Origin of the sequence: Kitasatospora brasiliensis, from assembly GCF_032654805.1 — a bacterium.
GTDB classification, from domain to species: Bacteria; Actinomycetota; Actinomycetes; order Streptomycetales; family Streptomycetaceae; genus Kitasatospora; species Kitasatospora brasiliensis.
The window spans coordinates 386087-400099 of sequence record NZ_JAUOOW010000002.1; the positions used below are offsets into that span (position 1 = coordinate 386087).

Here is a 14013-nt window from a genome sequence, read left to right on the forward strand (position 1 = left end):
TCCGGAGATCAGGCCACCCCGCGCCCGAAGGAGCGCCGGTAGGCGGTCGGGGAGGTGCGCATCACCCGGCCGAAGTGGTGCCGGAAGGTCGCGGCGCTCTCGAAGCCGACCGCCGCGGCGATCTCCTCCACCGTCCCCTCCGGCGACTCCAGCAGCGCCAGACTGGCCGCGATGCGCTGGGTGACGACCCAGCGCATCGGGCTGGTCCCGTTGCGGGCGGTGAAGTGCCGCAGGTACGAGCGGTCCGACATCCGGGCGGCCCGGGCCAGCTGCGAGATGGTCAGCGGGGTCGACAGGTGGTCCAGCGCCCACTGCATGCTGCGGGCTATCCCGTCCTCCTCGTCCTCGACCGGTCGCACCGCCGCCTCGATGAACTGGGCCTGCCCGCCGTCCCGGTGCGGTGCGACCACGAAGCGGCGGGCCACCGCGTTGGCCACCTTGGCGCCGTGGTCCCGGCGGATCAGGTGCAGACAGAGGTCGATGCCGGCCGCGCTGCCCGCGCTGGTGAGCACGTCGCCGCCGTCCACGTACAGCACGTCCGGGTTGACCCGCACCGCCGGGTAGCGCTGCTGGAGCAGTTCGGCGTACCGCCAGTGGGTGGTGGCCTCCCGGCCGTCCAGCAGTCCGGCGGCGGCCAGCGCGAAGGCGCCCCCGCAGATCGACACGATCCGGGCGCCGCGCCCGTGCGCGGTGCGCAGCGCCTCGACCAGCCCGGCGGAGACTTCCCCGCCGAACGCGTTCGGCACCCCGGGGATCACCACGGTGTCGGCCGCCGCCAGCTCGTCCAGCCCGTGCCGGGCGGTCAGCGCGAAGCCGCCCACCGCGTCCAGCGCCGTCCCGGGCCGGTCGGCGCACACCTTCAGCCCGTACCAGGGCGCCGCCAGCAGCCCGGCCAGCTCGGGCCGCGCGAGCCCGAAGACCTCGACCACCACGCCGAGTTCGAACGGCGCCATCCCGGCGAAGGCGTACACCGCGACGTCGTGCACGGGCTCCGGGCGCCGGCCGATGGCGACGGCCACCGGTCGTGGACCCTCGACGTCCTGCTCGGCCATGCGAACCCCCTGCTCACGGGTGGCGGAACTGCCGGCGAGTGTAGCCGCCGCGGCCGCCGCCGAAATTTCTTCGAATCCACCTGCAACCTCCGCGCCCGTCACACGTCCTTGGAGAGGGGGTGGAGGGAACCGAACCCAGGGCCACTGGAATGATCCCTCCCGATCACGATCTTGATCAGGTGACCTGACGGAACGGCCGGCGCCGTCACCGTCCCGGGGGAAAGCGGAAACGCGCATGTCCATGGCCATCGGGCCGACCGCCGCGCCGACAGGAGGGCGTGGCTTCTCCATCCGAGGGATGGTCGCCGTGCTGTTCGGCGCGCAGGAGGCCGGCGAACCGCTCGCCGGCATCGTCACCGAGCAGGAGGCGAAGCAGCGCCGTTCCGGCTTCCGCCTGTTGCGCGGCGGCCGCAAGCCGGTCGAGGAGCGGCCCACCCTGACCGACCTGTACCACGCCCACCGGCTCGGTCTGGTCCGGATGGCGGTCATGCTGGTCGACCACCAGGACCTGGCCGAGGACGTCGTCCAGGACGCCTTCACCCAGCTCTACCAGCGCTACGGCGAGGAGCTGGACGACCTCGACAACGCGCTCGGCTACCTGCGGACCTCTGTGGTCAACGGCGCCCGCTCGATGCTGCGCCGTCGCAAGACCGCCCGCGAGTACGTGCCGCCGCACGAGGTCGACGCGCCGTCCGCCGAGGACCACGCGGTCCTCAACGACGAGCACCGCCGGGTGCTGGTGGCCCTGCAGGAGTTGACCCCCCGCCAGCGTGAGGTGCTGGTGCTGCGCTACTGGTCCGATCTGTCGGAGGCGCAGATAGCCGAGACCCTGGGACTGTCCCGGGGTGCCGTGAAGTCCACCGCCAGTCGCGCTCTGGACGCCTTGGAAAAGCACCTGGAGAAGGTTCGATGACCGACAAGTTCTCCCGCCGCATCGGCGGCGACGGCGACGGGCCGGCCGAGACCCCGACGGAACGGCTGCTCCGCGAGGCGATGAACGCCCGGGCCTCCATGGTCACCGCGGCCAGCCTGCGCCCGGCCGCACCCCCGAAGAACCGGATCCGCCGGCTGCGCCCGGTGTACGCGATCACCGTGCCGCTCGGCCTGGCCGCCGCGATGGCGGTCAGCGTGCTCACCTTCCACGGCGACCCGGTCGCCCACGACGAGGTGCCGCCGCCGGCCGCCACCGTGTCCGTCCTGCCGAGCCCGACGCCCGAGCCGACCGGCGAGCCCAGCCCCACGGCCGCCCCGGCCGACACCCCCGCCCCCACCGGCGCGCCGACCGACGTCGTGCTGCCCGACGGCGGCGAGACCAGTACCCCCAAGAACACCACCCCCCCGCTGCCTCCGGCGAGTTCGTACAACCTCCGGGGCGTCAAGTTCAAGGTCCCGGCCGGCTGGAAGGCCGTGCCGATCTCCGCCGACCGGGTCTGCGTGCTGAGTCCGGGCGCGCCGACCGACCTGCAGGAGGGGTGGACGCAGCGGGATTGCGAGCCGTACGGCGTCCTGGTCGTGGCCTACAACACCACGGAGGAGACCGAGGGCGGCGCCTGGCCCTCGATGGCCGACCTGACCTCCGACTCGGGCTGGGGCCACCAGCCGAACTGCCCGGTCTGGGGCCACCCCTACCTCCCCGCCAACGGCTACTCCTCGGTCAGCGCCCCGGCGCGGACCAGGGACATCGTGGCCGGGAAGACGATCGACAAGACGACGTGGCAGGTGACCTGCCAGCCGGGTGACAGCTTCACCGCCCAGCTGTGGGGGCTCAACACGGACCAGGTGTTCATCGTGGCGAACGGGCTGAAGTCCGACTACCAGCCCGCCCTGGTCTCGATCCTCGACACCCTGGACGTCAGCGGCCACCAGCCGCCCGGCGGGGCGGCGGCCACCGGGTCCTCCGTCGCCGTCTCGATGGACGGTCTCGTCACGGGCCGGGAGGTGCCGAACGACGGCACCGCGACGACCTTCTCGGTCACCTTCAAGAACACCGGCAAGTCCGGCTTCGCCCAGGTGACCCCGCACGTGGTCGCCGAGTCGTACGGCGGCAGCCAGCCGACCGTGCACGGGACGCTGGAGCGGCAGGACGGCGGGGCCTGGACGACGGTGAACCTCAACCGGCCGCTCGCCGGCTCGCCCGCCACCGACGGGAGCTTCGCCCTGGCCGCCGGGCAGAGCGTGACGCTGAAGTACCGGATGACGCTGACCAAGGAGGACGGCGCCGGGGTCATGCCGGTGACCGCCGAGGCCCTGGTCATCCCGGACGCGGGGGTTCTCTCGACCGTGGGCAGCAAGACCGTCCCGGTCCGGGTGGTCGCCAAGTAGCCTGCCACGGGCCGTCGTCGAGGCGCCGTGACCGGGGGTTCCCCTGGTCGCGGCGCCTTTCGGCGTTCCGGGGAGCGGTCGGTGAGAGGCCGCAGAAAATAATTCGAACCCGGCTGCAACCCTTCGCGGGGACGGGCGTCTATGTCAGTGAGAGGCGGGAGAGCGGCCGGCGAAGAGCCGGGGGGCTCGGGCCGGCTCAGGGGGCGCGACGGTAGGCGCCCGTCCTTTCCGATACACCATCACCTTGTCCTATGGGGGGACTGTCACATGAGCGCGTCCGTTATCGCCCGTATTGCGAAGATTGTTCCGCTGGCTGTCGTCGCCGCCATCGGCGTCACCGCGTGCGGCCCGACGGAGGGCGGGGCCGCGGTCGCCGCCTCCGCGCCGGTCACCACGCCCGCGGCCGCCTCCTCGGCCACTCCCGGTGCGGGCGCCGTCCCGGCCGTCCCGACGGCCCCGGCCACCGCGACCGCCCCGAACGCTCCGGCCGCCGCGCCGGCCGGCGCCAGGACCGAGGCCAAGGGCGGCGCCGAGGCCCCCGCCGTCTCGACCGCCAAGACCGCCGCCAAGACCGCGGTCAACGCCGGGAGCGCGGCCAAGCCCGCCCCCGCCACCCCCGGCGGCGGCATCGGCATCACCTTCGGCGGCCTGCGCGAGGGCGGGAAGATCGAGCTGAACGACCTGGTGCCCTTCACCGTCACCTGGAAGAACAACGACGCCACCGGCACCCGCGGCGTGGCCCCGGTGGTGGCGACCCAGCAGTACGAGGGCGCGCCCTGCACGCTGCAGGTCGCGGCGGCGGAGGGCACCCTGGAGCGCAAGGACGCCTCGGGCTGGAAGACGCTGGACCACCTCAGCATGGGCGGCGGGATGGACTACGCGGGCACGGCCAACGACGCGGCCTTCACCCTGGCCGCCGGTGAGAGCCGGACCATCGAGTACCGGATGCGGCTGTCCACGGCCAACCGTCCGGGGCACATCACGATCGAGGCGGACGCCCCCGTGCCGAACTCCAAGAACTACCTCGACATGGCGAAGGCCGAGCTGAACGCCGTGGTCGTCGACAGCCACAGCCCGGAGATCCTCTCGGTGCGGCTGCCGGCCAAGGGCGTGATCACCAAGGACCCGATCCCGTTCGACTTCAAGGTCTCCTCGCCGGACGGCACCGCGGGCCTGCGCCCCCAGGTGTCCCTGTGGAGCGCCCACGGGCTGAACTCGAACGACGTCACGCTGGAGGCCCTGGTCGGCGACGTGTGGCAGCCGGTCGCCATGACGGACGACTGCGGCCCGGTCGCGGACGCCCCGAACGTGCCGGGCGCCGGCACCGGCAACACGGTCGAGTACACCTTCCGGGTCACGTTCAAGGAGACCCCGAAGTCCGACGTGGACATCCGGGTGAGCGCGGCGTCGAACGGCCACAAGTCCGCCGAGCGGTCCGTCCTCCTGCGTGCCGCGAACTGACACCGCGGGCCCGCCGATGACCGAGGGCCCGGCCTCCCACTGCTCGGGAGGCCGGGCCCTCTCACGTGCACTCTCGCACGTCCGCTACGGCGCTCAGGCCAGCGAGGCCATCCAGGCCTCGACGTCCTCGGCGCGGCGGGGCAGGCCGGCCGAGAGGTTCTCGTTGCCGTCGGCGGTGACCAGGATGTCGTCCTCGATCCGGACGCCGATGCCGCGGTACTCCTCCGGCACCGTCAGGTCGTCCTGCTGGAAGTACAGGCCGGGCTCGACGGTCAGCACCATGCCGGGCACCAGCAGCGCGTCGACGTGCTCCTCGCGGCGCGAGTGGGCGCAGTCGTGGACGTCCAGGCCGAGCATGTGGCCGGTGCCGTGCAGGGTCCAGCGGCGCTGGAGGCCGAGCTCCAGGACCTTCTCGACGTCGTACACCGAGGCGTCCAGCAGGCCCCAGGCGAGCAGCCGCTCGGCCAGGACGCGCTGCGAGGCCTCGTGGAAGTCGCGGAAGCGGGCGCCGGGCCGCACCGCGGCGATGCCCGCCTCCTGGGCGTCGTACACCGCGTCGTAGATCCGGCGCTGGAGCTCGGTGAACCGGCCGTCGATCGGCAGGCTGCGGGTGACGTCGGCGGTGTAGAGGGTGCTGGTCTCCACGCCGGCGTCCAGCAGCAGCAGCTCGCCGGGGCGGACGTCGCCGTCGTTGCGCACCCAGTGCAGGGTGGTGGCGTGCGGGCCGGCCGCGGCGATGGTGCTGTAGCCGACGTCGTTGCCCTCGACCCGGGCGCGGCGCCAGAAGGTGCCCTCGATCCAGCGCTCCGAGGTGGTGACGGCCTGGCCCAGCTCGCGGACCACGTCGGTGAAGCCCTTGACGGTGGCGTCGCAGGCGGCGCGCAGCTCGCCGATCTCCCACGCGTCCTTGACCAGCCGCAGGCCGCTCAGGAACTCCTTGAACTCGGCGTCCTTGCCGGCGTCCAGGGCGTCGGCCAGCGCGGTCTCCAGGCCGGCGTCGTAGCCGCGGACGAGCCGGGTCGGCACGGCGGGGTCGGCGGCCTTGGCGGCCAGCTCCTCGGCGGCCTTGCGCACGTCGCGGGCGGGCAGGCCGAGCAGCTGCTCCTGCTCGCTCAGGCTGTGCCGGCGGCCGACCCACAGCTCGCCGTAGCCGTCCAGCCAGAACTCGCCGTTCTCGCGGTCGGAGCGGGGCAGCAGGTAGAGCGTGAACTCGTGGCCGGTCGCGCCGGTCGGCTCGGCGACCAGCACCGCGTCCTCGGTCTGGTCACCGGTGAGGTGGACGTACTCGCTGGCGGCGCGGAAGGCGTAGTCGCAGTCGTTGGAGCGCACCCGCAGGTTGCCGGCCGGGACGACCAGGCGCTCGCCGGGGAAGGCGGCGGACAGCTTGGCGCGGCGCTCGGCCGCGTACGGGGCCTGGGCGACGGGGGCGAGGCCGTGCAGCTCGGTGTCGGCCCAGCCGGACTTCATCGATGCGGCCAGCTCGTCGGAGATCTCGCCGTAGAGACCGTTCTTGCGGCCCTTGAACTGCTCGGGCTCCTCGCCGCCCTCGGCCTCGGGGTTCTCGGCCACGGCGGGGGTACGGTCCTCGGTCACGTGCAACGCCTCCTTGGGGGGTGGTACTGCCGCCCGTCGGGGGGAGGTGTCGGATCGCGACACGCGCGGGCGGCCGTCCGTCCATGGTACGGACGCCCGGCCGCCCGCATGCTCCGGGCCCGAACCGTCACTCGAAGCGCGCCGCCAGCAGCATCAGGTCGTCGGTGGCCGCGGTGAGCGCCTCCGGTCCCGGGCAGACGGCCAGCAGGTGGGCGCAGAGCCGGTCCGGGTCGGTCCGCACGTCGCGCGGGGCGTCGGCGGCGGCCCGGCGCAGGTTGGCCTGCCCGGCGTGCAGGGTCGGGCCGCAGCGCCGGGCCAGCCCCTCGGTGTAGAGCAGCAGGGTGTCGCCGCGCTCGGCGGTGAACTCCACCCCGGGGGCCTCCCAGCAGGTCAGCATGCCGAGCGGGGCGGACAGCGAGGTCTCCACGAACTCGGCGCCGTGCCGGCCGACCAGGACCGGCGGGCAGTGCCCGGCACCGGCCAGGGTGATCCGGCGCTCCTCGGGCTCGACCCAGGCGTACAGGGCGGTGGCGGTGCGGGCCGGCTCGGTGGTCTTGAGCAGCAGCTCCAGGTCGCCCAGCACGGAGACCGGGTCCTCGCCCTCCAGCACCGCGTACGCCCGCAGCGCGGCCCGGACCCTGCCCATCGCGGCGGCCGCGCCGGGGGCGGAGCCGGGGCCCGCGCCGGGGCCGTCGCCGGAGACGGAGCCGACGGTGAGGCCGATGGTGCCGTCCGGCAGCGGGATGGCGTCGTACCAGTCGCTGCCGGAGGAGTGCTCCAGCCCGGCCGAGACGAGCCGGGCGGCCAGCCGCAGCCCGGCCGCCCGGGGGAGCCGGTCCGGCAGCAGGCCGCGGCGCAGCGCCTCGGTGGTGCGGGCGATCCGGTCCGCCTCCAGCTGCTTGGCCAGCAGCGGGGAGGCGATCTCGCAGTAGTGGCGGGCCAGGGCACGCTGGCACTCGGTCGGCTCGGCGGGCTCGTCGTAGAACCAGAGGGCGGCGGCGAGCGGGCCGTCCTCGTCGGTGGCGAGCGGCAGGCCGAAGGCGCCGCCGAGGCCGAGGTGGACGGCGAGCTCGCCCAGTCGGGGGCCGATGGCCGGGTCCTCGGCGAGATCGCGGGAGTGCAGCTGGGCGGGTCGGTCCTGGTCGCGCAGCAGCCGGGCCAGCAGGCTCTGCTCGGCCGGGACGGTCTCCAGGGCGCCGAGGCTGGCGCGGTCGAGGCCGAAGCCGACCGGCTGTCCGGGCCCGCCGCCGGGCAGCCGGGTGACCAGCATGCCGCGCCGGGCGCCGAGCAGGGCGGCGCCGGAGGCGAGGACCGTGTCCAGGGTGGCGGCCAGACCGCGGGTCCGGGCTAGCTGCTCGGTGTGCTCGTGCAGGCTGGTGATATCGGACAGGCGTCCGGCCAAACGGTCCTGCACGGCAGCGGACGGCGCCGTGCGGTCGTCCGCCGGGCCGTCCGGGCCGTCGGGGCCGTCGGGGCCGTCGGTGGCGTCATCGGCGCCGGTCCGGTCCGGCGGATCGAGGACGGTGAGCCCGCCTGCGCAGCCAGGTCCGTCCGGCTCGGCGGTCGTCGTCGACGGGAGGGCCGTCGACGGGTGGGACTCGTTCATGCCGCCACTCCTGACGCGGTGCTACGTGCCATGCGAAACCCCCAGATAAGGCCAATGTGGAGCGAGCACGGCCGAAGGGCGTGTTTCGCCTCGATTCGCTACTACTCGTCATTGATCGACAGCAATGCCACCACTTCTACACAGGCCATTCGGGGCATGTCCAGATCCAGGACCGACGCGGTGGCCGGTTCCACAGCTCCCGCGACCCGGACGGGGGGCGCGCGGCGGTCGTGCGCGCGCCGGTCGGGCCGGGGGGAGGTGTCCGAGAGGCATGGAGCGGGCCGCGAACGGGCAGAACGGGGAGGACGGTCCGGGTGGCCGTCCGGATCGTATGTCCGTGCCGCCCGCGAGCCGCTCCGGCCGGAACTCTCTCACTCGTACGGTGGAACCAAGCGCGCTCGGGCAGCGTCCATCCGGTCGCGTACGGGATTCTCGTTCCAAGGGCTGTTCCAGTGCGCGGCCCTTTCATGTCGTGCTCCACACCTGCTTCACGTCGAAGCCGCGCCGTCCGTCCTGCCGCCGCCCCCGTTCGTCCGGGGCCGTGCCGCGGCGGGCCCGCGCGGAGGATCCCGACGGCGCCGGCGGGGCGGAGCGAACCGAGCGGTCAGGGAAAGGAACGAGCGCCATGCGTGAGAACCCGAAGGACCGGTCCCAGGTGCGTGCCGCCCGGCTGGCCGCGGCCCTGACGGCCGCCGTCGAACACCGCTGGCCCGTGGTGCCGGGCGCGGTGCTGCGCGACGGCCGCTGCTCCTGCGGCGACCTGGACTGCGCCGTCCCCGGTGCGCACCCGCACGACCCCTCGCTGCTGGCCGCCACCACGGACGCCCGGATGGTGCGCTGGTGGTGGGAGCGGCAGAGCCCGGACGCGGCGGTGCTGGTGGCCACCGGCTCCGCGGTGTCGGCGGTCAGCCTGCCCGCGGAGGCCGGCGCCCGGGCGCTGGTCTACCTGGGCGCGCTGCGGCTGCCGCTCGGCCCGGTGCTGGCGATGCCGGGCCGCTACGCGCTGCTGGTGGCGCCGTACTCGCTGGACATGCTCGGCGAGATGCTCGCTCAACTCCCTTGGGTGCCAGGCTCGTTGCGCTACCACGGGCCGGGCGGCTTCCTGCCGCTGCCGCCCGGCGGTACGGCCGGCCGGGTGCGCTGGGTGCTGGCGCCGCGGCCGGGAGCCGGCGGTGGGGTCTGGCTGCCGCAGGTCGGGCCGCTGCTGGGGGAGTTGGTGGAGGCGACGGTCCGGCTGGACAGCGGACGTTCGGCCTACTGAAGGCGGGCGCCCCGCCGGGTGTTCCGTCAGGGCACTGCGTCAAGTCGCCCCGGAAAGCAAAAGATCCGACCGCTGGCGACGGGGGATGCACCAGCGGCCGGACTCTTTAGACAGTAACAAGGATCCGCGTCCACGCCAATTTCCAAGACGCCCTGCACGCCCGGAAATTGCGCGTTCACCGCGACAGTGTGACGCGTATCACGCGGATCCCGAGCGCTTTAGTTCAGGGTGACCTGACGGTTCACCAGGTTCGCGCGGGCGCGCCGCTCCTCGGCGGTCAGCGGGGTCCCGTCGGCGAGCACGGAGGCGAGCCGCTGGGCGAACTCGGCGGCCGGCTTCTCGCAGTCGGCGGCGGTCATGGCGAGCGGGAGGTCCCACACCGGGACGGTCAGACCGTGCGCGCGGAACGAGCCGACCAGGCGGGTGTCCGCGCCGAGCGAGGCCTCGCCGGCCGCGTTCAGCCGGGCCAGCGCGTCCAGCAGCTGCTCCTCCGGCACGGTCATCACCCAGCGCAGGTGGTTCTTGTCCGGGGTGCCGCACCAGTACGCGGCGTCCACACTGGCGAGCTTCTCGGTCGGGATGGCCGAGGCGTTGGCGCGCTCCAGCGAGGCGGCGACCTCGCCCGTGGCGGACTCGGCGTCCTCCAGCCAGAACTCGAAGCCGGTGTGCACGGCGGGCGTGAACGCGGCGGTGGTGTCCAGCAGGTCCTGGAGGCGGCGCCCGCCCGGGACGGTCCGGCGGGCCGGCACCGGGCTGCCCGGCTCGGTGGCCAGGGCCAGCTCCAGGGCGTCCGCGAGGTCGCGGCTGAGGTCGCCGGAGGAGGACTGGGTCTGGAGACCGAGCAGGATCGAGCCGTCCTGGCGGCGCAGGGCCGGCCAGGCCAGCGGCAGCACGGTGGCCAGGGTCACCGACGGGACGTCACCGCTCGCGCCCTCGGCCACCCCGGCGGCCAGCGCCAGCGGCACCGTGGCGGCGGGCACCAGCTCGCGCAGCGCCACCCAGTCGGCCTCGCCCGGCAGGCCCTCGAACGGGCGGTGCACCAGCTCCTGCACCGCGTGCGCGGCCTCCCGGCCGTGACACGCCTTGTACCGACGGCCCGAGCCGCAGGGGCAGTCCTCGCGGGCCCCGACCACGGGGATCTCGCCCGTGACGGCGGTGGTGGACTGGCGCTGCGGCGCCTTCTTGGCGGCCTTCTTGCCCATGCTGCGGCTCTCCCGGGAACGGTGGTCCTGTGTCCCGGGAAGCCTAACGACACATTTCCCGAGCCCGGCTCACGCGCTACGGGCATCGCCTCCGGTGCGCCGGGCGTGCCGGGCCCGGGCGGGCAGCGCCGCCCAGACCGTGACCTCGCCGGGGGCGTCGCGCACGCCCCAGTCGCTGGCCAGCTGGTCGACGATGCTCAGGCCGCGGCCGCCGCGCGAGGTCAGCGACGGGCTCGCGGGCAGCGGCCGGGTGGCCGATCCGCCGTCGGTGACCTCCAGGGTGAGCACCCCGTCGGCGTGCATCTGCCAGCGGACCAGCACCCCGCCGTCCGGCTCGGCGGACTTCCGGTCGGCGGGCGCGGGGTGCGCCCCGGACGGGACACCGACCAGCACCTGCCCGAGCACCTCGGCCCGGGCGCTGCGGCCCAGGGCCGGCAGCGGGCCGAGCGGACGGGCGTAGCGACAGGCGTTGCTCAACAGTTCGGAAAGGATCAGAACGGCATCATCGATGACCGGTTCCGGTATCTGCCGGTCACCCAGATCTCGACGCAGTCGGCGCCGCGCGACCCCGACACTCGCTGGGCCGTGCGGCACTGCCATGGTCGATGAAGTCGGCACTTCACGCGCCACCATCAACGCCACCCCCGGACCTCCTTCAGCGTTTGCCGAGGGAGAGATGCCCCTTGGTAATGCGTCGGAAACGAGCACCGGACGATCCCACGGGCTCATTTCGAGTGCGGCAACCGACGGTCGACATCAGGTCATTCCGCGCTCACCCTCTGTCGCCCAGGTGAAAGAATTCCGGCAATATCGCGCAAGGAAGGTTTGACTGCCGACCAGAGTGATCAGATCAGGGATCACCGGCCGAGCTGGGCCAGCACCTCCGCGGGCCGGTTGGTGATGATCGCGGACACCCCGAGCTCCAGGCAGAGCTCGACGTCGGCCGGCTCGTCCACCGTCCACACGTGCACCTGGTGCCCCAGCTCGCGCAGCCGGGTCACCAGCCGCGGCCGGGCCCGCACCAGTTCGATGCCCGGGCCGGCGATCCGCGCCCCGCCCGGCAGCGGCGAGCCCTCGCGCAGCCGGCCGAGCAGCGGCAGCGGCCGCTCGAAGAGGAAGACCCTCCGGTACTCCGGCGCGGCGGCGGCCACCCGGTTCAGCGCGATCGAGGAGAAGCTCATGATCCGGGCGGTCGGGCGGTCGCCCTCCCGGGTCGCGCCGATCTTGAACCGCTCCAGGGTGCGCAGCAGCTCGGCCTCCACCCGGCCGCGGAAGCGCACCGGGTGCTTGGTCTCGATCGCCAGGTCCACCGGGCGGCCGCACTCCACCACCAGCTCCAGCAGGCGCTCCAGCCGCAGCACGCCGCGCAGCTCCGGGTCGGTGCTGGGGCGGCCGGTCTTCCAGGCGCCGAAGTCGTACGCCTCCAGCTCGGCGAGGGTCATCGCCGAGACGGTGCCCTGGCCGTTGGAGACCCGTCCGATCCGGCGGTCGTGCACGCAGACCAGCGCGCCGTCGGCGGTGACCCGGACATCGCACTCCAGCGCGTCGGCGCCCTCGTCGAGCGCGCGCCGGTAGGCCGCGAGGGTGTGCTCGGGCAGGGCGTGGGAGGAACCGCGGTGGGCGATCACCTGGACGGGCGGCGCGGTGCGCGCCGCCGCCGAGGACAGGTCTGGGCTGGTCACGGGCCCCACGATAGGCGGCGCAGGTGACGCGCGGACGAAGACGGCCCCAACCTGTGGGGCCGTCTTCGCTGTTCTCCGGTCGTCTCAGGCGCGAACGGCGCGGCGGCTGAGCGGGGTGAGCGCCCAGGTGACCAGGGCCGGCACCAGGAAGGCGAACAGCGAGGCGGAGGTCCACTCCTGCGGGGTGAAGTGCAGCGTCTCCTGGGCGGAGGTCCAGAAGTCCGTCCACCAGCCGGCCACCTGGGTCGGCGCGATGAACTGGTAGACCGCGAAGCCCAGCGCCCACGGCAGCAGCATCAGCCAGCGGGACGGCGCCTCGGCGGAGAGGTTCCAGCCGTGCCGTCCGGCGCCGAGGAAGTAGTCGACGGCGAGCACCGCCAGCAGCGGCACGAAGACCGAGCCGATCAGGCCGAGGAAGCCGTAGTAGGTGTCGGTGAACTCGTCGATCTGGAGCGCCAGCACGGTGGTCAGGGCGCCGATCGCGCCGGAGAGCACCCGGCGGTCCACCTTCGGCAGCAGGTTCTGCACCGACATCGCGGTCGAGTACACGTTGGCGAAGGACTGGTCCGTCTCGCGCAGCACCAGCACCAGCAGGAACAGCCAGCCGGCCCAGACCCCGAGGAAGGAGTCGAAGATCCGGTTCGGGTCGCCGTCCGACTGCAGCAGCGCCATCAGGCCGAGCACGTAGCACCAGACCTGGGCGAGCGTGTAGCCGGAGAAGCTGCCCCAGAACGCCGAGCGCGGGGTGCGGGAGTGCCGGGTGTAGTCGGCGGCCAGCGGGACGAAGGAGATCGACACCGCGATCATCGCGTCGGTGGCGCCGAGGAAGCCGTGCCAGTTGCCCGCGCCAGGGTCCGGCACGCCCTGGCGGCCCAGCTGGACGGTGAAGTACACCATCGCCACCGCGACCGCCCCGGCCACGAACCGGCGCAGCACCGCGATCGAGCCCAGCGGCCAGATGGTCAGCGCGGTGGTCAGCGCGCCCGCGAGCAGGACGAACAGCCAGCGCAGGCCGCTGGTGTGGGCGACGGTCTGGGCGCTCGCCGCGATGGTCAGCAGCTCGAACACGCCCCAGCCGACGCACTGCACGATGTTCAGCACCGTCGGCAGGTAGGACAGCCGGGTGCCGAACAGCCCGCGCAGGTTCGCCATCGCGGGGGCGCCGGTGCGGGCGCCGATCAGCGCGGCCACGCCGAGCATCGCGGTGCCGACCGCCGTGCCGATCGCGATCGCGGTCACCGCGGCGGCCAGCGACAGCTCGCTGCCGCGGGCGCCGAGCACGGTGGCGGCGGTGGAGAAGCCGATCAGGCTGACGCCCAGGTTCATCCAGAGCGCGAACTGGTCCCGGAAGCTCAGGGTGCGCGGCGGTTCGGTGTCCAGGACCAGGGGGGCCTCGACGTGCGCGGGGCGCTCCTGGAGGGCGGTCGCGGAGGTGGGGGCGTCCGAGGACGCGTTCGCGCCCGAAGAAGAGGATGGCGAAGCAGGCGGCATGGCCGATACTCCCTACGCCGGCATTACCCGGACAGGTTCCGGCGGTCAGCGCCCCCTCGAACGTCCGTCACTCCGGTGGCGTACGGTCGACATGCGCACTCTCAGCCTGGTGGGTCCAAGCTCCCGCGTTTCAGTTTGGAGCGACAGGCTAACCGGGACGGGGGCGAACGCCCAAGGCCGAGCCGTGCGCGGTCCGCATCGCGGGACGGCCGGCGGGGGAGGGAGCCTCGGCCGTCGTTCCCGGCGTCGGTACCGGTGTCGGTCGGCGTGGCCGTCGGGGCCGGCTAAGGATTCTTATGAGTTCTTCAGAGGGGTCCTTACGGCAATCGAATCGACAGTGCGA

General features: G+C 73.6%; 11 protein-coding genes and 1 riboswitch. Of the genes, 4 read left to right on the forward strand and 7 right to left on the reverse strand.

Features of this window, described 5'->3' with window-relative positions:
• Positions 1-8 precede the first annotated feature (8 nt).
• Complete coding sequence (locus QWJ13_RS09620) at positions 9-1052, reverse strand: helix-turn-helix domain-containing protein (RefSeq protein ID WP_316522484.1); 1044 nt, start codon at positions 1050-1052, stop codon at positions 9-11.
• A 235-nt stretch (positions 1053-1287) separates the two neighbouring features.
• On the opposite strand from QWJ13_RS09620, the gene QWJ13_RS09625 reads away from it, so the two are divergent.
• The 3 genes from QWJ13_RS09625 (at position 1288) to QWJ13_RS09635 (ending at position 4835) form a co-directional block, all read left to right on the forward strand.
• Positions 1288-1965 (forward strand): RNA polymerase sigma factor, encoded by a 678-nt coding sequence (locus QWJ13_RS09625; RefSeq protein ID WP_316522487.1) that lies wholly within the window; start codon positions 1288-1290, stop codon positions 1963-1965.
• Positions 1962-3374 (forward strand): hypothetical protein, encoded by a 1413-nt coding sequence (locus tag QWJ13_RS09630; RefSeq protein ID WP_316522490.1) that lies wholly within the window; start codon positions 1962-1964, stop codon positions 3372-3374. Before QWJ13_RS09625 ends, QWJ13_RS09630 begins: the two co-directional genes overlap by 4 nt.
• 267 nt (positions 3375-3641) lie before the next feature.
• The gene (locus QWJ13_RS09635) at positions 3642-4835 is read left to right on the forward strand and encodes a hypothetical protein (RefSeq protein ID WP_316522492.1); all 1194 of its coding nucleotides are present in this window, start codon (positions 3642-3644) and stop codon (positions 4833-4835) included.
• Between the two features lie 93 nt (positions 4836-4928).
• Here QWJ13_RS09635 and QWJ13_RS09640 read toward each other — a convergent pair whose 3' ends face one another.
• Positions 4929-6428 carry an aminopeptidase P family protein gene (locus QWJ13_RS09640; protein ID WP_432277473.1) on the reverse strand — a complete coding sequence of 500 codons (1500 nt, stop codon included), beginning with the start codon at positions 6426-6428 and terminating at the stop codon, positions 4929-4931.
• 127 nt (positions 6429-6555) lie between these two features.
• A complete protein-coding gene (locus QWJ13_RS09645; RefSeq protein WP_316522495.1) occupies positions 6556-8034 on the reverse strand; it encodes a PP2C family protein-serine/threonine phosphatase in 1479 nt (492 codons plus the stop codon).
• A gap of 625 nt (positions 8035-8659) precedes the next feature.
• On the opposite strand from QWJ13_RS09645, the gene QWJ13_RS09650 reads away from it, so the two are divergent.
• On the forward strand, positions 8660-9295 hold the full coding sequence (locus QWJ13_RS09650; protein WP_316522498.1) for a bifunctional DNA primase/polymerase: 636 nt from the start codon (positions 8660-8662) through the stop codon (positions 9293-9295).
• Positions 9296-9513: 218 nt separating this feature from the next.
• Here QWJ13_RS09650 and QWJ13_RS09655 read toward each other — a convergent pair whose 3' ends face one another.
• The 4 genes from QWJ13_RS09655 to QWJ13_RS09670 all read right to left on the reverse strand — a co-directional run bounded on the left by QWJ13_RS09655 (position 9514) and on the right by QWJ13_RS09670 (position 13670).
• Positions 9514-10497 carry a DUF5926 family protein gene (locus QWJ13_RS09655; protein ID WP_316522500.1) on the reverse strand — a complete coding sequence of 328 codons (984 nt, stop codon included), beginning with the start codon at positions 10495-10497 and terminating at the stop codon, positions 9514-9516.
• Between the two features lie 69 nt (positions 10498-10566).
• Positions 10567-10974 carry an ATP-binding protein gene (locus QWJ13_RS34285; protein ID WP_349256126.1) on the reverse strand — a complete coding sequence of 136 codons (408 nt, stop codon included), beginning with the start codon at positions 10972-10974 and terminating at the stop codon, positions 10567-10569.
• Positions 10975-11354: 380 nt separating this feature from the next.
• Positions 11355-12179, reverse strand: a complete 825-nt coding sequence (locus QWJ13_RS09665) for a glycerophosphodiester phosphodiesterase (protein WP_316522503.1) — start codon at positions 12177-12179, stop codon at positions 11355-11357.
• An 84-nt stretch (positions 12180-12263) separates the two neighbouring features.
• Positions 12264-13670: a purine-cytosine permease family protein gene (locus tag QWJ13_RS09670; protein ID WP_316522506.1), complete on the reverse strand. Its 1407-nt coding sequence runs from the start codon at positions 13668-13670 to the stop codon at positions 12264-12266.
• Positions 13663-13807: riboswitch (TPP riboswitch) on the reverse strand. (Overlaps the previous gene by 8 nt.)
• Between the last annotated feature and the right edge of the window lie 206 nt (positions 13808-14013).

Coding starts and splice junctions, on each gene's coding strand:
- QWJ13_RS09635 (WP_316522492.1), top strand. CDS start 3,642: ATGAGCGCGTCCGTTATCGCCCGTATTGCGAAGATTGTTCCGCTGGCT.
- QWJ13_RS09645 (WP_316522495.1), bottom strand. CDS start 8,034: ATGAACGAGTCCCACCCGTCGACGGCCCTCCCGTCGACGACGACCGCC.
- QWJ13_RS09620 (WP_316522484.1), bottom strand. CDS start 1,052: ATGGCCGAGCAGGACGTCGAGGGTCCACGACCGGTGGCCGTCGCCATC.
- QWJ13_RS09670 (WP_316522506.1), bottom strand. CDS start 13,670: ATGCCGCCTGCTTCGCCATCCTCTTCTTCGGGCGCGAACGCGTCCTCG.
- QWJ13_RS09650 (WP_316522498.1), top strand. CDS start 8,660: ATGCGTGAGAACCCGAAGGACCGGTCCCAGGTGCGTGCCGCCCGGCTG.
- QWJ13_RS09625 (WP_316522487.1), top strand. CDS start 1,288: ATGTCCATGGCCATCGGGCCGACCGCCGCGCCGACAGGAGGGCGTGGC.
- QWJ13_RS09655 (WP_316522500.1), bottom strand. CDS start 10,497: ATGGGCAAGAAGGCCGCCAAGAAGGCGCCGCAGCGCCAGTCCACCACC.
- QWJ13_RS09630 (WP_316522490.1), top strand. CDS start 1,962: ATGACCGACAAGTTCTCCCGCCGCATCGGCGGCGACGGCGACGGGCCG.